At 45.6% G+C, this 23,643-nt stretch carries 21 protein-coding genes and 1 pseudogene; 5 read left to right on the top strand and 17 right to left on the bottom strand.

The features are described 5' to 3' along the window. The first annotated feature begins 76 nt into the window (after window positions 1-76). Entirely contained in the window at window positions 77-1,144 is a 1,068-nt protein-coding gene (hisC, locus tag C2756_RS00600) for a histidinol-phosphate transaminase (protein WP_215319490.1), read from the top strand. A 6-nt stretch (window positions 1,145-1,150) separates the two neighbouring features. On the opposite strand, the gene hisD is transcribed toward hisC, so the two are convergent. From hisD to C2756_RS00520, 16 genes and pseudogenes are all read right to left on the bottom strand, one after another. Further along, window positions 1,151-2,473 (bottom strand): histidinol dehydrogenase, encoded by a 1,323-nt coding sequence (hisD, locus tag C2756_RS00595; RefSeq protein WP_215319489.1) that lies wholly within the window; start codon window positions 2,471-2,473, stop codon window positions 1,151-1,153. A 16-nt stretch (window positions 2,474-2,489) separates the two neighbouring features. After that, window positions 2,490-3,116 carry an ATP phosphoribosyltransferase gene (hisG, locus tag C2756_RS00590; protein ID WP_215296136.1) on the bottom strand — a complete coding sequence of 209 codons (627 nt, stop codon included), beginning with the start codon at window positions 3,114-3,116 and terminating at the stop codon, window positions 2,490-2,492. Between the two features lie 31 nt (window positions 3,117-3,147). Next, the gene (gene murA / locus C2756_RS00585; protein ID WP_215319488.1) at window positions 3,148-4,422 is read right to left on the bottom strand and encodes a UDP-N-acetylglucosamine 1-carboxyvinyltransferase; all 1,275 of its coding nucleotides are present in this window, start codon (window positions 4,420-4,422) and stop codon (window positions 3,148-3,150) included. Between the two features lie 63 nt (window positions 4,423-4,485). Continuing rightward, window positions 4,486-4,734 (bottom strand): BolA family protein, encoded by a 249-nt coding sequence (locus tag C2756_RS00580; RefSeq protein ID WP_215296134.1) that lies wholly within the window; start codon window positions 4,732-4,734, stop codon window positions 4,486-4,488. 34 nt (window positions 4,735-4,768) lie between these two features. Then, on the bottom strand, window positions 4,769-5,569 hold the full coding sequence (locus tag C2756_RS00575; RefSeq protein ID WP_215319487.1) for an ABC transporter permease: 801 nt from the start codon (window positions 5,567-5,569) through the stop codon (window positions 4,769-4,771). Window positions 5,570-5,634: 65 nt separating this feature from the next. Beyond that, window positions 5,635-6,318 (bottom strand): annotated as a pseudogene (locus C2756_RS00570) (ABC transporter ATP-binding protein); the annotation flags it as partial. A 4-nt stretch (window positions 6,319-6,322) separates the two neighbouring features. Beyond that, window positions 6,323-6,580 (bottom strand): lipid asymmetry maintenance protein MlaB, encoded by a 258-nt coding sequence (locus C2756_RS00565; protein WP_215296131.1) that lies wholly within the window; start codon window positions 6,578-6,580, stop codon window positions 6,323-6,325. Window positions 6,581-6,596: 16 nt separating this feature from the next. Further along, window positions 6,597-7,223, bottom strand: a complete 627-nt coding sequence (locus tag C2756_RS00560) for a phospholipid-binding protein MlaC (RefSeq protein ID WP_251372076.1) — start codon at window positions 7,221-7,223, stop codon at window positions 6,597-6,599. Between the two features lie 101 nt (window positions 7,224-7,324). Then, window positions 7,325-8,083 (bottom strand): VacJ family lipoprotein, encoded by a 759-nt coding sequence (locus C2756_RS00555; protein ID WP_215319485.1) that lies wholly within the window; start codon window positions 8,081-8,083, stop codon window positions 7,325-7,327. Then, entirely contained in the window at window positions 8,083-8,565 is a 483-nt protein-coding gene (gene mlaD, locus C2756_RS00550) for an outer membrane lipid asymmetry maintenance protein MlaD (RefSeq protein WP_215296128.1), read from the bottom strand. Before mlaD ends, C2756_RS00555 begins: the two co-directional genes overlap by 1 nt. Window positions 8,566-8,586: 21 nt before the next feature. After that, window positions 8,587-9,375, bottom strand: a complete 789-nt coding sequence (gene mlaE, locus C2756_RS00545; RefSeq protein WP_215319484.1) for a lipid asymmetry maintenance ABC transporter permease subunit MlaE — start codon at window positions 9,373-9,375, stop codon at window positions 8,587-8,589. Beyond that, a complete protein-coding gene (locus C2756_RS00540) occupies window positions 9,375-10,223 on the bottom strand; it encodes an ABC transporter ATP-binding protein (protein WP_215319483.1) in 849 nt (282 codons plus the stop codon). Before C2756_RS00540 ends, mlaE begins: the two co-directional genes overlap by 1 nt. A 10-nt stretch (window positions 10,224-10,233) precedes the next feature. Then, window positions 10,234-11,697, bottom strand: a complete 1,464-nt coding sequence (locus C2756_RS00535) for a glutamate synthase subunit beta (RefSeq protein WP_215319482.1) — start codon at window positions 11,695-11,697, stop codon at window positions 10,234-10,236. A 54-nt stretch (window positions 11,698-11,751) separates the two neighbouring features. Further along, complete coding sequence (locus C2756_RS00530) at window positions 11,752-16,497, bottom strand: glutamate synthase-related protein (RefSeq protein WP_215319481.1); 4,746 nt, start codon at window positions 16,495-16,497, stop codon at window positions 11,752-11,754. Between the two features lie 183 nt (window positions 16,498-16,680). Beyond that, a complete protein-coding gene (locus C2756_RS00525) occupies window positions 16,681-17,385 on the bottom strand; it encodes a transposase (RefSeq protein ID WP_215319480.1) in 705 nt (234 codons plus the stop codon). Window positions 17,386-17,397: 12 nt separating this feature from the next. Next, window positions 17,398-19,734 (bottom strand): penicillin-binding protein 1A, encoded by a 2,337-nt coding sequence (locus tag C2756_RS00520; RefSeq protein ID WP_215319479.1) that lies wholly within the window; start codon window positions 19,732-19,734, stop codon window positions 17,398-17,400. A gap of 119 nt (window positions 19,735-19,853) precedes the next feature. Between C2756_RS00520 and C2756_RS00515 the strand changes: the two genes are divergently transcribed. Genes C2756_RS00515 through aroB form a run of 4 tightly spaced genes read left to right on the top strand, consistent with a single transcriptional unit; the run spans window position 19,854 to window position 23,238 of the window. Beyond that, complete coding sequence (locus tag C2756_RS00515; RefSeq protein ID WP_215319478.1) at window positions 19,854-20,513, top strand: hypothetical protein; 660 nt, start codon at window positions 19,854-19,856, stop codon at window positions 20,511-20,513. Beyond that, on the top strand, window positions 20,510-21,610 hold the full coding sequence (locus C2756_RS00510; RefSeq protein WP_251372075.1) for a secretin and TonB N-terminal domain-containing protein: 1,101 nt from the start codon (window positions 20,510-20,512) through the stop codon (window positions 21,608-21,610). Before C2756_RS00515 ends, C2756_RS00510 begins: the two co-directional genes overlap by 4 nt. A gap of 12 nt (window positions 21,611-21,622) precedes the next feature. Next, window positions 21,623-22,147 (top strand): shikimate kinase, encoded by a 525-nt coding sequence (locus tag C2756_RS00505; protein WP_215296120.1) that lies wholly within the window; start codon window positions 21,623-21,625, stop codon window positions 22,145-22,147. An 8-nt stretch (window positions 22,148-22,155) separates the two neighbouring features. Then, window positions 22,156-23,238, top strand: a complete 1,083-nt coding sequence (gene aroB / locus C2756_RS00500) for a 3-dehydroquinate synthase (protein WP_251372125.1) — start codon at window positions 22,156-22,158, stop codon at window positions 23,236-23,238. On the opposite strand, the gene cyaY is transcribed toward aroB, so the two are convergent. Further along, window positions 23,235-23,618, bottom strand: coding sequence for an iron donor protein CyaY (cyaY, locus tag C2756_RS00495; RefSeq protein ID WP_215319476.1), 384 nt, complete (start codon window positions 23,616-23,618; stop codon window positions 23,235-23,237). The genes aroB and cyaY overlap by 4 nt on opposite strands. Window positions 23,619-23,643 lie beyond the last annotated feature (25 nt).

The raw sequence follows: 23,643 nt of genomic DNA, 5'->3' as shown, positions 1-23,643 counted from the left end.
ATAATATCATTCCTAGAAGATATATAAATGCTGAAATTGCTTCACTTTCTTTCTGATTTTTGACCTGAGTACCCTCATGAGCCGTTTTTGGAGCCCCGTTGTTCAAACTTTGACCCCCTATGTTCCTGGGGAGCAACCGCAAATGCAGCGGCTGGTAAAGCTCAATACGAACGAGAGTCCTTATGGCCCATCACCAAAAGCGTTGGCAGCGATCAATAGTCAAACGAACGATGACTTGCGCCTCTACCCAGACCCAGAAGGTGTGGCCCTAAAACAAGCTATTGCCAAATTGCATGGCTTAAATCCAAAGCAAGTGTTTTTAGGCAATGGTTCGGATGAGGTTTTAGCCCACGTTTTTGCGGGTTTATTGAAGCAAAACAAACCAGTACATTTTCCAGATATTACTTATAGCTTCTATCCGGTTTACTGCAAGCTCTTTGGCATCGAATATCAAACGATTCCACTAGGAAACGATTTTGAAATCAATACTAGCGATTTCAGCAAACCCAATGGTGGCGTTATTTTCCCCAATCCCAATGCCCCCACTGGCAGATCTATTGCAAGGTCAGAGATTGAAAAACTACTCGCGAAGAATAAAGACTCTGTAGTAGTAATTGATGAAGCCTACGTAGATTACGGAACAGAGTCCTGCATTCCCCTCTTGCGCGGTAATCAGTGTCCTGAAAATCTTTTAGTAGTGCATACGCTTTCTAAATCCAGAGCGCTTGCTGGCCTACGAGTTGGCTTTGCTCTTGGTCACCCCACCTTGATTGAAGGCTTAGAGCGAGTAAAAAATAGTTTTAACTCTTATCCATTAGGGCGCCTTGCTCAAGCAGGTGCTATTGTAGCCATTGAGGATCAAGCGCACTTAGAAACTACCAGTGCCAAAGTGATTCAGACACGTACTAAGTTAGTTGAGCAATTAAATGCTTTGGGTTTTGATACCTTGCCATCAACCGCAAACTTTATTTTTACTCGTCACCCAAAACATTCTGGCGCAACAATGTATCAAGCCTTGAGAGATCGCGGCATCATCGTGCGTCATTTCCAATCTGCGCGTATTGAAGAATTCTTGCGCATTACGATTGGTACAGACGAACAAAGCGGCGAACTCATCGCCGCTTTAAAAGAAATACTTTCTTAACTTCGTTTATTTCTTCAGACGCATCTCAGCCGCACGTGCGTGAGCTTGCAAGCCCTCGCCGTGGGCCAGGGTGCTAGCTACAGCACCCAAGGTTTGTGCGCCCGCCTCACTAACCTCAATCATGCTTGAGCGCTTAATGAAGTCATACACACCCAATGGTGACGAGAAGCGGGCAGTGCGCGCAGTAGGCAAGACATGGTTAGGACCAGCACAGTAATCGCCAAGTGACTCGCTAGTGTAATTACCCATGAAGATGGCGCCAGCATGACGAATCTGTTCAGCCCACTTACGCGGATCTACAGCACAAATCTCTAAGTGCTCAGCAGCGATTTCATTGGCAATATCGCAAGCCTCATTCATATCTTTAACCTGAATCAGAAGAGCGCGATTGGCTAAAGAAGTCTCAATCACTTTTGCTCTTGGCATCTCAGGAAGTAATTTATTGATGCTTGCCTGCACTTGCTCAATAAATGCTGCATCAGGGGATAGCAAAATGGATTGCGCTTGCTCATCATGCTCTGCTTGAGAAAACAAATCCATTGCAACCCAATCGGGATTACTAGAGCCATCGCATATAACCAAAATCTCTGAAGGCCCAGCAATCATATCGATGCCAACCGTACCAAATACTCTGCGCTTAGCAGCAGCAACATAGGCATTGCCTGGACCAACAATCTTGTCTACGGATGGAATACTCTTTGTACCAAAGGCTAAAGCACCAACTGCTTGAGCACCACCAATGGTGAAGACGCGATCTACGCCAGCCAAATAAGCTGCAGCCAACACCAAAGGGTTGCGCGCGCCATCAGGAGTTGGTACCACCATGATGACTTCGGTAACACCTGCTACTTTTGCAGGAATCGCATTCATTAAAACAGATGATGGATACGCGGCTTTGCCACCAGGTACATAAATACCAACACGATCTAAGGCCGTTACTTTCTGACCAAGACGGGTGCCATCAGCTTCTTCATATTCCCAAGAGTGGCAGCCTGCTTCAATCTTTTGTTTCTCGTGATACGCACGCACTCGTTTAGCAGCAATGTCCAGAGCATTCTTTTGCTCGACAGATAAAGAGTTGTAGGCTTGCTCCAAATCTTTACGAGGAATTTCTAATTCAGAAACATGAGAAACATTTAAGTGATCAAATTGCTTAGTAAAGCTAAGAACTGCTTCATCACCCTGCTCTTTAACGGCTGACAAGATTTTGACAGCAGCAGCATCAATTGCCTCATCATCAGCCATGGGCAAGGAAAGACTAGAGAGCAGTGTTTCTTTGAAACCCGCATCTTTACTATTGAGACGCTTAACCTTGATCTGTGAAGACATTGAATGTGTTTTAAGCTTATTTCAACAAATCAAAAATAGGTTGTAGCTGAGTGCGCTTTCGTTTGTACGAAGCTTGATTCACCACTAAACGTGCACTGATATCAGCAATTGACTCAACTTCAACCAGGCCGTTGGCTTTAAGCGTATTGCCTGTCGAGACTAAGTCCACAATAGCATCAGCTAAGCCTACTAAGGGAGCAAGCTCCATCGAGCCGTAAAGATGAATCGTATCAATATGAACACCTTTATTAGCAAAGTGATCACGCGCGCAATTGACATACTTCGTTGCCACTTTTAAACGAGAGCCTTGCTTTACTGCTGCTGCGTAGTCAAAGCCTTCACGAACTGCAACTGACATACGGCACTTGGCAATATTTAAATCAAAAGGCACATATAAACCATCTGTACCTTTTTCCATCAAGACATCTAAACCTGCGACACCAAAATCAGCGCCACCAAATTGCACGTAAGTCGGCACATCTGAAGCACGCACAATAATCAAACGCACATCAGGGTTAGATGTCTCAATAATAAGTTTGCGAGACTTCTCAGGATCCTCTTTTGGCACAATGCCAACCTTAGACAGGATCTCAGCAGTCTCTTCGAAGATACGCCCTTTAGAGAGGGCTAAAGTCAATTTCATGACTTAATTATCACTCAGTTATGCCGCTGAGTTACTTCACGCGTTCAATGTTGGCACCCAAGAGGGTCAACTTTTGCTCCATACGGTCATATCCACGATCTAAATGGTAAATTCGGTCTACCTGGGTTTCGCCTTGGGCTGCAAGCCCCGCAATCACTAGGCTGGCAGAGGCGCGTAGGTCAGTCGCCATAACAATGGCACCAGAAAGCTTTTCTACACCCTGAGCAATCGCGGTGTTGCCTTCAATTGCAATATCAGCACCTAGACGATTGAGTTCCTGAACATGCATAAAGCGGTTCTCAAAAATAGTCTCGGTAATAGTTGAACTGCCACTGGCTACTGCATTGACCGCCATGAGTTGGGCCTGCATATCAGTTGGAAATGCGGGGTACTCAGAAGTACGGAAACTCACTGCTTTTGGACGAGCCCGCATCGAAGCTTTAACCCAATCAGGGCCCACCTCCATTTGTAAGCCAGCCTCTTTCAATTTCACCATCACTGCATCGAGCGTATCGGGACGACAGTGCTTGACTAGTACCTCGCCACCAGCGGCAGCGACTGCACAAAGGAAGGTGCCAGCTTCAATCCTATCCGGAATCACAGAGTGTTCAGCGCCGTGTAATTTCTCGACACCCTCAATCACTAAACGATCACTACCAATTCCTGAAATCTTCGCGCCCATCTTCACTAATAGTTCAGCTAAATCACCAACCTCTGGTTCGCGTGCAGCATTTTCTAAAATGGTTGTACCTGAAGCTAAAGTTGCCGCCATCAATAAATTTTCTGTACCAGTGACAGTAATCATGTCTGTCAAAATTGAAGCGCCTTTTAGGCGATCAGTTGGCGGATTTGTTTTAGCCTGAATGTAACCACTCTTAATTCTGATGCTTGCACCCATGGCCTTTAAGCCTTTGATATGCTGATCCACAGGGCGGGCACCAATTGCACAACCGCCTGGCAAAGAAACCTTGGCGCTATGCATTCTGGTAAGAAGCGGGCCTAGCACCAAGATAGAAGCGCGCATGGTTTTTACCATCTCATAGGTAGCTTCTGAGCTCTTGATGGCTGCAGCATTCAATACTACATGGTTACGATTTTCTGCATCAGGAAAGCTCACCACCACACCAATCTCTTGCAAGAGTTTAAGCATGGTACGAACATCTTGAAGATCTGGCACATTACGTAAGGCCACCGGTTCATCGGTTAATAGACAAGCACACAAAATGGGTAAAGCGGCATTTTTAGCACCAGCGATCTTGACCTCACCCTTGAGGGGGGTCCCGCCTACCATTCGTAATTTATCCATGAAACGCTTCCAGTAAAAACTTGTATATGTGATTTAAATCTTGTTGCTGTTCTGGGTTTTCTACTAGGCAGCTGAATTCTGAGCAAACTCTTCTGGTGTAAATACCTTCATTGATAAAGCATGTACTTCAGCTTTCATGCGATCGCCCATCGCACCATAAACCAATTGATGACGCTGTACGAGACGCTTACCTTCAAACTCAGGACTAACAATCGTTGCAAAAAAATGTTGGCCGTCACCCTCAACCTGAACGTGGGTACAGTTAATGCCTTGTTTGATATAGCCCTCAATCTGCTCGGGGGTTGGAAACATGCTTCTCTCCTCAAAATCGATATAGTGCAAATCATTAATGGCGCAGCTTATAACCCTTTTGCAATAAGCGCAAAGCAACGGCTGAAACTACCGCAAAGAAACACAGAACGATGGCTAAGCTACTCCATGGGGAAACATCAGAGACGCCAAAGAATCCAAAGCGAAAACCATCAATCATATAAAAGAATGGATTGAAATGGGATACAACCTGCCAAGCGGGAGGCAGAGAATGAATCGAATAGAAAACCCCCGATAACATTGTGGCAGGCATGATGATAAAGTTTTGAAAAGCAGCCAGTTGATCGTATTTATCTGCCCAAATGCCTGCTATCAAGCCTAAGCTACCAAGAATGGCAGCACCTAGAAAGGCAAACGCCAAAATCCATAGCGGATGTTCTAAGGAGGGCAATCCAAACCAGAGCGTAATTAAAAATACACCTAAGCCAACAACAATTCCACGAAATACAGCGGCCAAAATATACGCTGCATAAAATTCAAAGTGACTCAAAGGGGCAAGCAATACAAATACCAAGTTGCCGGTAACCTTTGATTGAATCAGAGATGAAGAAGTATTTGCGAAGGCATTTTGCAATACGCTCATCATGACCAAACCTGGAATTAAGAAAGCGGTGTAATTCAAGCGTCCATAGACTTCCCTACCTTCTAATACATGACCAAAAATCATGAGATAGAGAACTGCGGTTAAGACTGGCGCGGCCACCGTCTGAAAAGCCACCTTATAGAAACGCTTCACCTCTTTAAACAACAAAGTCGGAAAGCCACTACCATATTGGAGGGCGGGTTTATTGAGAGCCTGATTTGAGGCTTTACTCACAATGCACCTCCTGACATGATGTTGACAAATACATCTTCAAGATCAGTTTTACCTTCACCATCTTTTTTCACTGAACCATAGCGGGTAAGTAAATTTGCAGTTGTATCTAAGGCAACAATCTTGCCCTGCTTGAGCATCGCAATACGCTGACACAAAGCCTCGGCTTCTTCCAAGTAATGGGTGGTTAATACAATCGTGTGACCATCCTGATTGAGTCTGCTAATAAATTGCCACAAGGATTGACGTAGCTCGACATCAACGCCAGCAGTAGGCTCATCCAAAATAATGACGGGTGGTCGATGGACCAAGGCTTGGGCAACCAATACGCGACGTTTCATACCACCAGACAAAGCACGCATATTGCTATCGGCTTTTCCTGTGAGATCTAAATTTGCCATGATTTCATCGATCCAGGCATCGTTATTGCGGATACCAAAATAGCCTGACTGAAAACGCAAAGTCTCGCGAACAGTAAAGAATGGGTCAAAGACTAATTCTTGTGGCACAACGCCGAGCATGCGACGCGCTTCACGAAATGAACTCTGAACATCTGCCCCCAAGATGGCAGCATGCCCTTCATCAGCCCTTACCAGACCAGCAAGAATCGAAATCAGCGTGGTCTTACCCGCACCATTGGGTCCGAGCAGTCCAAAAAACTCTCCAGGCTCAATTTCCAAAGAAACATCATCTAGCGCTTGAAGGGCGCCATATTGCTTTGAAATATGTTGAATCGAGATCGCTGAATGCATGCTGCTACAAACCTAGCAATGCAGAGACACCATAGACATTGGCTAATACTTTGAGCTTTTCAGGAGGACGCTCAACTATTAAAGACTGTCCATCAGCTTGTAACTTTTTTTGCCATGCCAATAAGACTGTCAAAACCGTTGAATCAAAATCTGTCAGGGCTGAGCAATCAACGTTTGTCAACGTTGCACTATTTAATAAGCCCTCTTTTTGCAACTGCAGAGCATTTTCTTGTGTAACCGTCTGAGGCAAAAGAAAGGGCATAGTTTGGGGGCTTAAATTAATTCGCTGGCTTTGCAGTTGCGAGCTGCTTGTTACGATCTTGCAAGAATTTCACAAGACCTTCAACGCCATTTTGGCTAATCTGGTTTGTAAACTGATTACGATAGGCTTCCACCAACCAAACGCCCATAATGTTCATGTCGTAAACTTTCCAGCCCTTATCCGTTTTTTCTAAACGGTAATCTAAAGGTACTGGATCGCCACGACCAAGCACTACAGTTTTAACAACGACCTCTTTGTCATCTGGTGCAGCACGCAACGCTTTAAATTGCACAGTCTGATCGCGCAATTGACTGAGTGCACCAGAGTAAGTGCGGATCAGCAGATTCTTAAATTCAGAAGTAAGTTGCGCCTGTTGCTCGGGAGTCGCTTTTTTCCAGTTAGAGCCCATCGCCATTTCGGTAGTGCGGCGCATATCTGTGTAGGGAACAATTTTCTTTTCAACCAAATCTACAATCTTCGGAATATTGCCTTTTTGAATTTCTGCATCAGCCTTGACTGAAGCCATGACATCGGTCACCACCATCTTGATTAAGGCATCTGGAGGGGTTGCCTGATCAGGCACTTGCGCAAAGAGAGGGCCAGAAATCAACAGCAAGCCGATTGCTAAGCATCTGGAAAACATATTGCAACTTTTCATATATTCCAACTCGTTAGATTTAACTAAAACATTGAACTCATTGAGGGCTCATTTTAGCCCTTTACACCAACCCTTGAGCGCTGTGCTTACTGGTAAGGGTTTTCGTAAACCGGCATCTGAGGCTCTTCGTCATCACGCCCCTCATTAATCTGATATTGACGCCTTTGAATATAGGCATCTCGCATGAAGCTGTACTTGTCAATAGCAGCTCCATCCAAAAGATCGCCAGCTTCATAATAGGTATTACGTGCATTTACTACACGCAAACCAGTGATGCTATTACGTAGACCCACATCTTTTACATACTTAAATAGGTAATCAGACTCTAGATCAGCGACTGTACCGAAGGTATCGCGTACGTTACTTGGACCAAAGAAAGGCAGAACAACATAAGGACCAGCAGGCACACCCCATACACCAAAGGTTTGACCCCAGTCTTCTTTATGCTTCTCAAGGCCACCTGGAGTAGCTAAATCTATAAAGCCCCCAAGACCCATCGTTGTATTCACAGCGACACGCATGAAATCATTGAAAGCATAACCAGGCTTACCCTGTAATAAGTTATAGAAAATGTTATAGATATCGCCGTAGTTACTAAAGAAGTTATAGATACCGTCGCGAACAAACTCAGGCAATACAAAACGATAACCAGCAACTACCGGCTTTAATAAATAAGCATCTAGGCCTTCATTAAATTCAAAGACAGAGCGATTGAAAGGCTCCCATGGATCATGGGGAGAAGGCTCTACACCCGCAGGAATAGAGGCGCAGCCCACCAATGCAGCAGCCATGCAAAGCAAAATGCATTGCCTAAGCTTGCTGATGAACTTGACTACTGACAACATTATTTTGCTGTGCTCTTCTCTTGACCGCTATCAGCAGCCTTGTTGTAGAGGAACTGACTAATCAGATTTTCTAAAACAATCGCTGATTGGGTTTGTGAAATCTTTTCACCATTAGTCAACATATCGTCTGACCCGCCAGCTTCTAGCCCAATGTACTGCTCACCCAATAGACCTGAGGTCAAAATCTTTGCCGATGAATCTTTGGGAAACTTATAAGAGTCTTCTATCGTCATCACAACAGTTGCTTGATAGGTTTTGTCATCAAATGAAATATTGGCGATGCGCCCCACTACGACACCAGCACTCTTGACAGGCGCACGTGGTTTGAGTCCACCGATGTTGTCAAAGCGCGCAGAAATTTTGTATGTCGGCGCAAATGAAACAGCATTCATATTGCCAACTTTTAATGCAAGAAATAATGCTGCCAACAAACCAATGGCAACAAAAATTCCTACCCAGATATCAATTGCACTTTTTCTCATAAGAACCCTAGTTTATTCTTTCTAATTTGAGAACATCATTGCGGTGAGCAAGAAATCCAACGCTAAAACCGACAAAGAAGAAATCACCACGGTACGTGTGGTTGCCTGTGAAACACCTTCAGGCGTTGGTTTTGCCTCATAGCCTTGATACAGGGCTATGAAAGTCACCGCCACACCAAATACCAAGCTTTTAATCAAGCCATTTCCAATATCGGAAAAGAGATCCACCCCACCCTGCATTTGTGACCAAAACGCCCCGGAATCGACCCCAATTAAAGGGACGCCAACAAAATAACCACCCATCACGCCCACAGCCGTAAAAATCGTTGCCAAGATCGGCATAGAAATAATGCCAGCCCACAGACGCGGGGCAATCACACGACCCAATGGGTCTACTGCCATCATCTCCATGGCACTTAACTGTTCACCGGCTTTCATTAACCCAATTTCTGCAGTTAAAGAAGTGCCGGCACGCCCCGCAAACAATAAGGCTGTAATGACTGGGCCCAACTCACGCGTAAGGGACAAGGCAACCAATAAACCTAAAGCTTGTTCTGAACCATAGCGGTTTAAGGTGTAGTAACCCTGGAGACCCAAAACAAACCCAACAAACAAACCGGAGACTGCAATGATCACAAATGAGTGATTGCCAACAAATAAAATTTGATCCACAACTAAGCGTGGTCTTTTCAATAAAAAACCTGAGCGCCAAATGACTGCAGCAAACATGCGCGTAGCTAGTCCAAGACTAATTAAGTTACGACGAATAAAAAATCCGAGGTCACCAAAAAGATTGAGGATTGCAGTCATCAAGCCCTCACTCCAAAATCTTCTTCCAAGCTTTGGCCCGGGTAATGAAATGGCACCGGACCATCAGGCGCGGCGTCTAAAAACTGTCTGACAAAAGGATCTGTGGAGCGACTTAATTCCTCAGGCGTACCTTGTGCACCAATGCTGCCATTCGCAATGAAATACACATAATCTGCAATCTCAAAGGTTTCTTCAACATCGTGCGTGACCAATAGGCTCGTGGCCCCTAGGGCATTATTCAGGTCGCGAATGAGTCTGGCTGTAATGCCCAAAGAAATGGGATCCAAGCCTGCAAAGGGCTCGTCGTACATGATGAGCGGAGGATCTAATGCAATTGCTCTAGCCAGAGCCACTCGTCTTGCCATACCACCCGAAATTTGCGAGGGCATTAAATCGCGTGCGCCACGCAAACCCACTGCATTTAATTTCATGAGTACGAGTGAGCGCAAAAGCTCTTCACTTAAATCGGTATGTTCACGTAATGGAAACGCGACGTTTTCAAAAACACTCAGATCAGTGAACAAAGCGCCGAATTGAAAAAGCATTCCCATGCGACGACGGGCAGCCATTAATTCCTTGCTACTCATCTTGCCAATATCCTGACCTTCGAATAAGACCTGTCCAGATTGGGCGGTGAATTGACCACCAATTAAACGCAGAATCGTCGTCTTGCCACAGCCAGATCCGCCCATTACGGCAACTACCTGGCCACGACGGAACTCCATATTGAGCCCTGACAAAATTTGTCGCTCGCCAGGGGCATAGGAAAAGTTGACGTCTTTAATGGAGACGACAACTTCACCTAGAGATTTTTTGACATCCAATGAGCTTGGCTGAGGACTATTCATATCCCCAATATTATCGGGGTAAAACAGATGACCCCATTAAGTACTGGTCTACTGCTTGGGCGCATTGGCGACCTTCACGAATTGCCCAAACTACTAAGGATTGACCACGGCGCATATCCCCCGCAGCAAAAACCTTAGAAACGTTAGTTTGATAGGCATTTTGACCATCTACCGTAGCTTTAGCATTGCCACGAGCATCTTTGTCAACGCCAAATGCATTGAGTACTTGCTGAACTGGTGATACAAAACCCATAGCTAAAAGTACCAAATCTGCCTTGATCTCAAATTCAGTATTGGGAACTTCGGTCATCTTGCCGTCTTTCCATTCCAAACGAACACCGATCAATTTTTCTACCTTACCGTTTTTACCTTCAAAACGTTTGGTTCCCACTGACCAATCACGATCACAACCTTCTTCGTGTGAAGAAGATGTGCGCAACTTGGTTGGCCAATAAGGCCATACCAATGGCTTGTTCTCTTCTTCTGGCGGCTGAGGAAGCAGCTCAAACTGAGTGATCTTGGTCGCGCCATGACGGTTCGATGTCCCCACGCAATCAGAACCCGTATCACCGCCACCAATCACGACAACGTGTTTATCGGTTGCACGAATTTCGTTCTTAAAGTCGCCTGCATTTTCTTTGTTTTGGGGAATCAAGAAATCCAATGCATAGTGCACACCAGCCAATTCACGACCCGGTACTGGCAGATCACGTGGTTGCTCAGCACCACCAGTAATGACTACTGCATCAAAATCTTTCATTAACTGCTCAGGCGAAACAGTCTTGGTAGAGTAATTTTTTACTTCTGCACCCATAGCTTCTTTACCAACAAAAACGCCTGTTTCAAATTTCACGCCTTCGGCCTGCATCTGCTCTACACGACGATCAATAAGCCACTTCTCCATTTTGAAATCTGGAATACCATAGCGCAATAAACCACCAACGCGATCGTTCTTCTCAAACACGGTCACGTCATGACCAACGCGCGCTAATTGTTGGGCGGCTGCCATACCTGCAGGACCACCACCAACAATCGCTACCTTCTTGCCAGTCTTCGTTTTAGAGGGCTGTGGCTTTACCCAGCCGCTTTCCCAGCCCTTATCAATAATGGCGTGCTCAATGGACTTAATGCCAACGGGTGCACGATTAATGCCTAATGTACAAGCAGCTTCGCAAGGTGCCGGACAAATACGACCCGTAAATTCTGGGAAGTTATTAGTAGACTGCAAAACATCTAAGGCATTCTTCCAATCGTTATGAAACACCAAGTCATTGAAGTCTGGAATGATGTTATTCACTGGGCAGCCGTTATTACAGAACGGAATACCACAGTCCATACAACGCGCGCCCTGAACTTTGGCTTCTTCGTCAGTTAACGCTACAACGAATTCTTTATAGTGGTGGAGGCGTTTAGTGGGCGCTTCGTATGTCTCATCGACGCGCTCAAACTCCATAAATCCAGTGACCTTACCCATATCTAATCCTTAGTATCTTTTCTTAATATCCGTCTATCTGTTTACTTAAGCTACTTAAGCAGCGACCGTTTTCTTCTGAGCCTTTTCCCACAACTCACCTAAAGCACGCTTGTACTCAGTGGGGAGAACCTTCATAAAACGACCGCGGGCATTTTCCCAATCAGCCAAGATTGCTTTAGCGCGCTCTGAACCGGTATAGCGGAAATGACGCTCAATCAGGCTCTTCAAGATTTGTTCGTCTGTTAAGCGCTCGCCACCATCTTTAACATCGACAGGAGCATGCCACTCAGACTTCGGCATCTTGGCGTTCTGTTCGGCAGAAGGCAGGATTTTTTCTAGAGTCGCCATGCTGGTATTACAACGCTTATCGAATAAACCATCTTCATCATAGACATAAGCAATACCGCCGCTCATGCCGGCAGCAAAATTACGACCTGTTGTACCCAACACGACTACGGTTCCACCAGTCATGTACTCACAACCATGATCGCCAGTACCTTCAACAACTGTAGTAGCACCAGAGTTACGAACTGCGAAACGTTCACCAGCAACGCCATTAAAGAATGCTTCACCAGCGATTGCACCGTACAGAACAGTGTTGCCAACAATGATGTTCTTCGCCGTATCGCCACGGAACTCATGTGGAGCACGAACAATGACGCGACCGCCGGACAAACCTTTACCCACGTAGTCATTTCCATCGCCAACTAAATCTAAAGTGATGCCGCGTGCCAAGAAGGCTGCGAAGCTTTGACCAGCAGTGCCATTTAATTGAATGTGGATAGTGTCATCAGGCAAACCTGCATGACCATAGCGCTGCGCTACTTCACCAGAGAGCATTGCGCCTACTGTGCGGTTCACGTTCTTGACTGGAACAATGAAAGAGACTTTATCGCCACGCTCTAAGGCAGGCTCGCTCTTCTCAATCAAAATATTGTCAAGTGCACTTGCTAAACCATGATCTTGAGTGAGCACTTGATAACGTGGAACGTCTGCAGCCACTTGAGGTTCAGCAAAAATCTTGCTGAAGTCCAGACCATGTACCTTCCAGTTCTCAATGCCTTTACGGGTATCTAACAAATCAACGCGACCAATCAAGTCATCGAACTTACGAATACCCAATTGCGCCATGATCTCGCGCGCTTCTTCTGCGATAAAGAAGAAGAAGTTCACAACATGCTCAGGTTTACCAGAAAACTTCTTACGGAGTTCTGGGTCTTGAGTAGCAACGCCTACTGGGCAGGTATTCAAATGACACTTACGCATCATGATGCAACCCTCAACCACCAATGGAGCTGTTGCAAAACCGAACTCATCTGCTCCCAATAAAGCGCCGATTACCACATCGCGACCCGTCTTCATTTGGCCGTCAGCCTGAACACGAATACGGCTACGCAAACCATTTAGAACCAAGGTTTGCTGAGTTTCAGCCAAACCAAGTTCCCATGGTGAACCAGCATGCTTGATTGAGGAAAGCGGTGAAGCGCCAGTACCGCCATCATGACCAGCAATCACAACGTGATCTGCTTTGGCCTTAGCAACGCCAGCAGCAACCGTACCAACACCTACTTCAGAAACCAGCTTGACTGAAACGTCGGCTTTTGGATTGACGTTTTTCAAATCGTGAATCAACTGGGCGATATCTTCAATTGAATAAATGTCATGGTGTGGAGGAGGAGAAATCAAACCAACGCCCGGTACAGAGAAACGCAACTTACCAATGTAGTCAGATACTTTTCCGCCTGGTAATTGACCGCCCTCACCTGGCTTTGCACCTTGCGCCATCTTGATCTGAATTTGATCAGCCGAACGGAGATACTCAGTAGTGACGCCAAAACGACCAGAAGCTACTTGTTTAATCTTAGAGCGTAATGAGTCGCCATCAAGCAATGGAATATTAGCTTCAACGACGTCACTGCCTAAGATGCTAGAGAGGGTTTCGCCCTTCTTGATTGGGATACCTTTGAGTTCATTTACATAACGATTGGGATCTTCGCCACCTTCTCCCGTATTGGATTTACCGCCAATACGATTCATCGCAATCGCTAGAGTAGCGTGTGCTTCAGTAGAGATCGAACCCAAAGACATCGCACCTGTTGCAAAACGTTTAACAATTTCTTTTGCAGACTCAACTTCATCCAATGGAATAGCTTTACTTGGATCAAGCTTGAACTCAAACAAACCACGCAAAGTCATCTGACGCTTAGTTTGGTCATTAATAATGTTGGCGTACTCTTTATAAGTCTGGTAGCCCTTCTCCGCTCCAGTGCGAGTAGAGTGTTGCAACTTCGCAATCGTGTCAGGCGTCCACATATGGTCCTCACCACGAATACGGAATGCATATTCACCACCAGCATCTAACATATTGGTCAATACTGGATCATTACCAAATGCAGCACCGTGCATGCGCAAGGCTTCTTCAGCCACTTCAAATACGCCGATACCACCAACATTAGATGGAGTGCCTTTAAAGTACTGATCGATGATGTCGTGGTTTAGGCCGATTGCTTCGAAAATCTGTGAGCCGGTATAAGACATGTAGGTAGAGATGCCCATTTTGGACATGACTTTTTGCAAGCCCTTACCAACTGCTTTCACGAAGTTTTTCACGGCTTTTTCAGCAGATAAATCTCCTGACAAGCCTTTAGCCATCTCAGCCAAAGTTTCCAGTGCGAGGTATGGATGAATAGCTTCCGCACCATAGCCTGCCAAGAGCGCAAAGTGGTGTGTCTCGCGCGCACTGCCGGTCTCTACTACGAGACCAACGCTGGTACGTAAACCTTTTTGAACCAAGTGCTGGTGAATTGCTGAAGTCGCCAACAATGCAGGAATAGCAACGTGCTTCTCATCCACTTGACGATCGCTGACGATCAAGATGTTGTAGCCAGAACGAACAGCGTCAGCAGCTTCCGCACACAAAGATGCTAAGCGCGCTTCGATACCGGCTTTACCCCATACTGCTGGATAGCAAATGTCTAACTCGTAAGAACGGAATTTACCATTGGTGTAGTGACCAATGTGACGAATCTTAGTGATGTCATCAAAATCCAAAATCGGCTGACTCACCTCTAAACGCATTGGAGGGTTGATATTGTTGGTATCTAACAAATTAGGCTTAGGCCCAATGAAAGAAACCAAAGACATCACCATGTTTTCGCGGATTGGATCAATCGGCGGATTGGTTACCTGCGCAAACAATTGTTTGAAGTAGTTATAGAGAGGCTTGTTCTTGTTTGAGAGAACAGCCAACGGACTGTCATTACCCATTGAACCAATCGCCTCTTCACCATTCATGGCCATTGGAGCCATTAGGTATTTGATATCTTCTTGGGTGTAACCAAACGCTTGTTGGCGATCGAGTAATTTTGCTGCCGGACGAATGGTTGTCTTCTCATCGATTAAGTCTGCTTTGCTGGCATCCACTTCATCCAACTTCACGCGCACTGCATCAATCCAGCTCTTGTAGGGCTTGGCTTTAGAGACAGCATTCTTAAGTTCAATGTCATCAATGATGCGACCTTGTTCCATATCGATCATGAACATCTTGCCTGGTTGCAGACGCCATTTTTGAACAATCTTGCTTTCAGGAATTGCTAACACGCCAGCCTCAGAAGCCATGATGACCAAGTCATCATCCGTTACGTAATAACGTGCTGGGCGCAAACCATTGCGATCCAAGGTTGCACCAATTTGACGACCATCAGTAAATGCCATTGCAGCAGGGCCATCCCATGGCTCCATCATGGCTGCGTGGTATTCATAAAATGCGCGGCGGTTGTCATCCATCAAGGTATGTTGTTCCCATGCCTCAGGAATCATCATCATCATGGCTTGTGCCAATGGATAGCCAGACATTACCAATAACTCTAAGCAGTTATCAAAGCAGGCAGTATCAGACTGACCTGGATAAATGAGTGGCCAGAGTTTTTTTAAGTCATCACCGAGCACTGGGGAGCTGATTGCACCTTCACGTGCATTAACCCAATTCACGTTACCCTTAACTGTGTTGATCTCACCATTGTGCGCAATCATGCGGTATGGGTGAGCCAACTCCCAAGCTGGGAAGGTGTTGGTAGAGAAGCGTTGATGTACTAGTGCTAAAGCAGATACAGTCCGCTGATCCTGTAAATCTTGATAGTACGCACCTACTTGATTTGCTAATAACAAACCTTTGTACACAATCGTCCGTGCAGACATCGATGCTACGAAATATTCTTTGCCATGCTTCAAATGCAAATCTTGAATAGCATGACTTGCTGTTTTACGAATCACATATAACTTGCGCTCCAGTGCATCCGTTGTCATGATGTCGCGCCCGCGACCGATAAAAATTTGACGAATGAATGGCTCTGTCATTTGCACCGTTGGAGACATCGGCAACTTCACATCTACCGGCACATCTCTCCAACCTAAAATAACCTGACCTTCTAAACGCACAGTGCGCTCTAACTCTTGCTCGCAAGCTAAACGTGATGCATTTTCTTTTGGCAAGAAAATCATGCCAACGCCATACTCGCCGTATGGAGGTAATGCGACTCCTTGCTTGGCCATCTCCTCGCGATACAAAGTATCTGGGATCTGAATCAAAATTCCTGCACCGTCACCCATCAGTGGGTCAGCACCAACTGCGCCCCGGTGATCTAAATTCTCCAAAATCTGCAGGCCCTGAGAAACAATCTCGTGTGATTTCTTACCCTTGATGTGGGCAACAAAACCTACGCCGCAAGCATCATGCTCATTGCGTGGGTCATATAAACCTTGAGCAATAGGACGAAGAACTGAATTGAGTTGTTTGGTCATAGTATTTCCGAGGGCGACAAAGGCCTAATAACTTTTGGAGGATCAAATATAGGGGAATACCCATACCGATGCAATAGAAATAAAATGACTCTGTCCCATTTATTTTCAGGCGGAACCATAATCTGTTTTTTAATTAGGGACAGACTCGAGGTAAGCAGCACTTCAAATACTACTCAATAAACCCTATCCTTTTGTATTTAAAGGGTTTATTTTCTTTGGGCGCCCTCGAGTTCGGATCTGAACTAACTCAGGAGCATCTTTAAATAGCTTTTTGGCATAAATATCGCTTATCCAAGGCTTTGAACGGACCAAAGATTCGGTGATTTGTTGGTCTTCCCAGTGAGGGGCGCCCTCTTTGACAAACTCGGCCCACTTCATTTGTCTCTCAAAGGGGGTATTGCCCAACTTCCAAAAATGCTGATGGTCGACCAGCCACGGTTCTGCATTTCCCCCAATATGAGTGGTAAAGCTAGTCCAGACTGAATCCTGAGGATTAGATTCATATCCAGCCCTTACTGGATTCAACTCAATATAGCGCTGGCAACGCAAAAAATAATTGGGGTCAATGAGAGATGAACGATACCTCCCTTCCCAAATTGTTCCAGAGCGATGATGCTGTTGATTAAAGTACTGGGCATAGCGACGACCTAAAGACTGCATTGTCTTTGACAATGAATCGTCATTTTGGGGGGTCATTAATAAATGCACATGATTTGGCATTAATGCAAACGCATGAACAGCACAAGCAAACTGTTTTGCTGCTTGACGCAGCCATTCCAAATAAATCCGTCGATCATCATCGCTAAAGAATAGTGTTTCGCGATTATTGCCACGCACCATCACATGCATTGCTTGGCCAGGTATGACAGTGCGTGCTTGCCGAGCCATGGTGATGACGAACTACTGTAGTTCGCGTACTCCACCACTGCGAGAGAACTCAGGAATAAACCAATCGCCATCCGCTTGCGTTACACCCTCTGGAACAGGACGTGATTCTTGTGGAGAATCTCTCAAAGCGGTCGTCATATAAGCAATCCACATTGGTAAAGCAAGGCCGCCACCAGTTTCACGATCACCCAAACTAGCTGGCTTATCGAAACCAATCCAAGCAATGGCAACAACTTGAGGGTTGTAACCTGCAAACCAGGCATCATGGGATTCATTAGTCGTGCCCGTCTTACCAGCAATATCGTTACGCCCAAGCTTGACGCGGGCCGATGCAGCAGTGCCTGTCTTGGTCACTTCTTGCAGCATACTATCCATCACAAAGGCAGTACGAGCATCTAAAACACGAGGAGCACCATCGCCTACGCGTGTTGGTTTAGCTTCAAACAAAATAGTGCCTTTCGCATCTACCATCTTATCGATCAAGAATGGATCTACCCGATAACCGCCATTTGCAAACACACTATATGCGGAAGCCATTTGCAAAGGTGTTACTGATCCCGCACCCAAAGCCATGGTCAGATAAGGTGGATGCTTCTCCGGCTCAAAACCAAATCGTTGAATAAATTCCTGAGCATATGAAGGACCAATCGCACGAATAATACGGACAGATACCAAGTTCTTCGATTTTGCTAAAGCATTCCGCAAACGCATCATGCCGTCATATTTACCATCGTAGTTTTTTGGCTCCCACGCTTGGCTGCCGGTCTCTAAGCTGCCTATGGATAAAGGTGCGTCATTGACCATCGTGCTTGGCGTAAAACCTTTTTCAATTGCTGCAGCATAAATAAAGGGCTTGAATGAAGAGCCTGGCTGACGTAAGGCCTGGGTCACGTGATTAAATTGATTGCGACGGAAATCAAACCCTCCTACCAAGGAGAGAATCGCGCCCGTATTTGCATTCATGGATACAAAGGCAGCTTCAACCTGTGGCAATTGCGCCAGTTTCCATACACTACCGTCCGATAGCAATCTCACCACTGCGCCTGGACGTAAACGCTTTTTGGGCTGAGTACTGTCAGTCAAAGAAGCTGTGGCTAACTTCATGCTATCGCCCTTGAGCGTGATAGTGTCGCCAGTAGAAATCATCACCTGCATTTCCTTTGGCTTTACATCCAACACAACACCGGACTGCAAGTCATCCAACTGAGGATAGGCTAACAAGGCTTCGTCGATAGCGCGCTGACGTTTCACCTGCTCTTGAGGTAAATCAATAAAGCCTTCTGGACCACGGTATGCGTGGCGCAGGTCATACTCGAATATTCCACGACGCACTGCTTTATAAGCGGCGTCTTGGTCGGCCTTCAAGATGGTGGTGTATACATCGATCCCTTGAGAATAGATTGCTTCGCCGTATTGACTAAACAGCAATTGGCGGACCATCTCGGCAGGGAAATCTGCGCGCACTGCAAACTCATTACCTAGTCCACGGATGCGCAACTCCTCGGCCATTGCTTTTTGGTATTGCTCAGTACTGATGTAGCCAAGATCGCGCATGCGCTGCAAAATATATTCTTGACGAATCTTTGCGCGCCTGTAATTAGTCACTGGGTTGTATGCCGAAGGGGCTTTAGGTAATCCGGCCAACATCGCCGATTCTGCAATCGAGATATCTTTTAAGTCCTTGCCGAAATAAATCTGTGCTGCACTAGAAAATCCATATGCCCGCTGGCCCAAGAAAATTTGGTTCATATAGATTTCAAGGATCTTATCCTTAGTTAACTGAGATTCAATTTCCCAGGCTAACAAGACTTCATAAATTTTCCTGCTAAAGGTTTTCTCATTACTCAAGAAGAAATTGCGAGCAACCTGCATCGTAATAGTCGAGGCACCCTGTGAAAGGTTGCCTCGCAAATTGGTTGCTGCTGCCCGAATGATTCCCACATAATCTACGCCACCATGAGAGTAGAAGCGATCATCCTCAATAGCCAATACAGCGTTTTTCATGCTCGCTGGAATTTCACTCAGCGGAATGACTTTGCGGCGTTCTTCACCAAACTCACCGATTAATACCTTATCAGCCGTATATATACGCAAAGGTGTTTTGGGGTTGTAATCCGTTAATGCAGAAATTTTTGGCAAATTGGGTTTGGCTATCAGAAAGGCGTATCCCAATATCAGCGTCACCACGAATGCAGCAGCTACACCAATAATGAGCAGTGCTTTAACAAGGGGGCTACCAGAAGATTTGCGTGGCGCGCCTGGATCGACTCGAGGCTGACGTGGACGTCTGTCGGGCTGACGAATAGGACGTTGATTAAACGTCGGCTTGTCTTTTGGGGGAAGCGCCATAAGCTTAAATTATAGGGTGCCTAGGCAATTCCACCGAAAGCTCCAAAACCCTCATTTTCCGACCACTAGTTCAATAAAGGCTGATAGTTTTTTGTCTCCCACATTCTCAGAATATGGGCATGCCTTCACGCCAAATATCCCCGCAGTCCTTTGATGAAATTTTGACTGAACTTGGGGATGATCCTGCAATCCCAGACCCCCATGGAATCCGTAAATCTGGTAGCCCCAAAACCCAGCCAAAAGCACAGGTCCCAAGTCAGATTCCAGCTGTAGCTGATCTCAAGAAAATTGGCATATTAATTGCAGTGGTTGTCGGCCTAATTGGTCTAGGGATTGTCTTATTTACTGCCTACGGTTCTTCGCAAGCCTCTGAGGAATCGAATCTAGCAATGGCACAAAACCAGATTTCAGAACTCAAAAAAGAATTGGCTAATGTACGTGAAGAAATTCTAGTAATTGAGGATGAGCTATATGATGCAATTGATTTATTAGAAGTAAGTATTCACTCATTAAACCACAATAAGCCTTCAATAACCACAAAACCTAAACCTCAAACAATTCCTTTCGAGGCTGAACTTCGCCGTTGGCGTTACTTAGGACTTAGCCAAATTGGCTCATCCCAGCGAGCCTTTTTCCATAATGGGAAAGGAACGGTCATGCTTGAAAAAGGATCACTCGCACTGGGTGATTGGAGGCTTAGCCAGCTCGATAAAGAGCTTGCCATCCTTACCCATTCTCAAGGTAAATCTTTTACTCTCAAACCCGCCAAAACTGAATGATCTTTCCACTCAAAAACCACATCCTATGCCTAGTCCTATTGACGATTGTTTTAAGCACCCCCGCATCTGGAACGCTTGTGCAAAATAAGGAGCTGGAAGTGCCTATCAGTTTGCAATTTACTGATATTGATGTGGTTGAGCTTTTACAAATTCTTGCAAAACTTGGCAGCACCAATTTTTTATTAAGCGAATCCATTAAAGGCAAGATCACGGTCGATCTTCACAACACGCCTTGGCAAACTGCCCTCCACTCCATTTTGGCTAGCCGAGGTTTGCGCTTAGTCAGAAATGGTGACATCTACTGGATTGGTCCACATGCGGAAATTGCTGCATTTCAGAAATATCGCCGCGAAGATGCTGCACTTCCTTTTGGCGGGGATCACATCAATAGTCCACAACAGATCTTGATTGAGGCTCGCATTGTAGAAGCGGATGAGCGCTTTGCCCGTGAGCTTGGCGCCAAACTGGGTTACCAAGTAAATTCTCTGGGCGGAATTCCAGATAACAAAATTAGTAGTAGCTTTGATTTGGCTGGCACCGGCTTAAATGGCTTTAACCCCGCAGCAGTGGCGGCAACCTTAGTTTCTAAGAACGCTAGCCGCCTTTTACAGATAGAGCTCTCAGCACTCGAGTCAGAAGGTCAGGGCAAGATTCTCTCTAATCCGCGCATCATGACCGGAGATCAGGTGAAGGCCACAATTGAGCAAGGAACCGAACTGCCATACCAAACCACCTCACAAAATGGTAGCAAGCTGCAGTTCAGAAAAGCCAACTTGCGTTTAGAGGTTTTACCCAAAATCCACCCTGATGGAAAAATTTCTATGTTGGTAGGGATTAATAAAGACACTATTGGTATGAAAACAGAGCAGGGTTATGCCATCGATACCAAAAGCCTCAGTTCCGAAGTCACCGTTGAGAATGGTGGCACCGCGATTATTGGCGGGATCTTTCAGACAACTGAGAGAGAGGATGAGGTCAAGGTGCCTCTATTGGGAGATATTCCCCTGATTGGCCATTTATTTCGCCATAAATCCAAATTAAAAGATAAAACTGAACTCCTAGTCTTCCTAACCCCTACCGTTCTAGATAAACCCTAATAAAATCATAGGGTGAACTCTATAACGAACAATATCTTTCTAATCGGCCTCATGGGCGCCGGAAAGTCGACCGTTGGTAAAGTTCTAGCAAAAAAATTAGGGCGTCGATTTTTAGATGCTGATCATGTTATTGAAGAGCGTTGTGGTGTAAAAATTCCCGTCATCTTTGAGATGGAAGGTGAAGAAGGCTTTCGCAAGCGCGAAGCTCAAGCCATCCGTGAGGTCACGAATGAAAAAAATATCGTGCTTGCTACTGGTGGTGGCGCTGTATTGCTGCCAGAGAATCGCAAGGCCCTGAGTGAACAAGGCACTGTCATTTATCTACATGCTAATCCGATTGAATTATGGCATCGTACTAAGAGTGGGGAAGGTCGCCCCCTGCTTCTCAACGGGGATGCAAAAAAAATTCTAGAAAATTTATACGTCATTCGTGATCCTTTATATCGCGAGATTGCTGATCATGTCATTGAAACTGGTAAGCCCAGCGTCAATCAGCTGGTGAACACCTTAATCATGCAACTTGAACTTTCCACTTGAAATTTATGATGAAAACACTTGAAGTTGATCTTGGTAATCGCAGCTATCCAATTTACATTGGCACTGACTTAATTGATCAGCCCCAGTTATTTAGCGCCTGCGAAAAATCAAGCTCGATTTACATCGTCACTAATACAACAGTGGCCCCCCTATATGCCCAGCGCCTTACCAAAACTTTAGAAACTTTTGGTAAGCCAGTAAGAACTATCACCCTGCCAGATGGTGAGTCATACAAAGATTGGAAAAATCTCCAATTGATTTTTGATGACCTTCTAAAATTCGGCGCCGATCGTCAAACCATGTTAGTAGCTTTGGGTGGTGGCGTGATTGGAGATATGACTGGCTTCGCAGCTGCTAGCTTCATGCGTGGTATTCGCTTTATTCAAGTACCCACCACTCTTTTAGCTCAAGTAGATTCTTCCGTTGGCGGCAAAACGGGCATCAATCATCCTTTAGGTAAAAACATGATTGGCGCCTTTCATCAGCCGGTTGCCGTCATTGCTGACCTGAATACTTTGAAGACACTGCCACCACGAGAACTATCTGCAGGACTTGCTGAAGTAGTGAAACATGGTGCGATTGCGGATTCTCAATTTTTAGATTGGATTGAAGCAAATGCAAAATCATTACTAGACTGTGATACCGCTGCAATGGGTCATGCAGTCCTGCGTTCTTGTGAAATTAAATCTGCAGTGGTTTCTGCTGACGAGAGAGAATGTGGCATTCGTGCTACCTTGAACTTTGGGCATACCTTTGGTCATGCGATTGAGGCAGGCATGGGTTACGGTGAATGGTTACATGGTGAAGCGGTTGGATGTGGCATGGTGCTTGGTGCAGACTTATCTTGCCGACTCAATTTCATTACCAAGGCAGAGGCTGAACGTCTAACCAACATTATTCAGTCAATGAATCTTCCAATCGCTCCGCCAAAATTTGGTGCTGAGCGTTATATGGAACTCATGCAAGTTGATAAAAAAACGGAGGGAGGGCAAATCCGCTACGTAGTTCTAGAAAAAATTGGCAAGGCGCAAATTAAAAGCGTGCCAGATGCACAGGTTATTGATACCTTAATAGCAACTGGGGCTGCTTAAACCTTAATTAGTTGAATCTTGACTGGCTGCCCCGCTTGGGTGCTAGCAAATTCTGAAAGATCGCTCAAAAGCTCTTTGCCAGTCTTAGTGTCCAGCCATAGGGGCTGCGACATGGTTCCTGCCCAGCGATAGTGATATCCGCCTGATTTCGCAGCTACCCAAATTTCATGGAGCGGGGCTTGGGTATTGACCACAATCACGCTTTTATCCCGAAACCGAATATTGATGACATTGCCTCCTTGGCGCTCCACATCCAGATCGAGATCCAACTCATCATCGGCAGACTCTAACGCCACTTCGATCGACTGCAATAGATTGCTGCCCAACTGGTAAAACTGCTTGTCATCAATGGTTTCCACACCTGAATTATTTGGATTCATAACAGAGTCCTGCATGCTATATTCA

This window comes from Polynucleobacter sp. UB-Siik-W21, from assembly GCF_018687415.1.
GTDB lineage: Bacteria > Pseudomonadota > Gammaproteobacteria > Burkholderiales > Burkholderiaceae > Polynucleobacter.
Note: the sequence above shows the minus strand (reverse complement) of the source record. Positions and strands in the feature narration are given on the sequence as shown.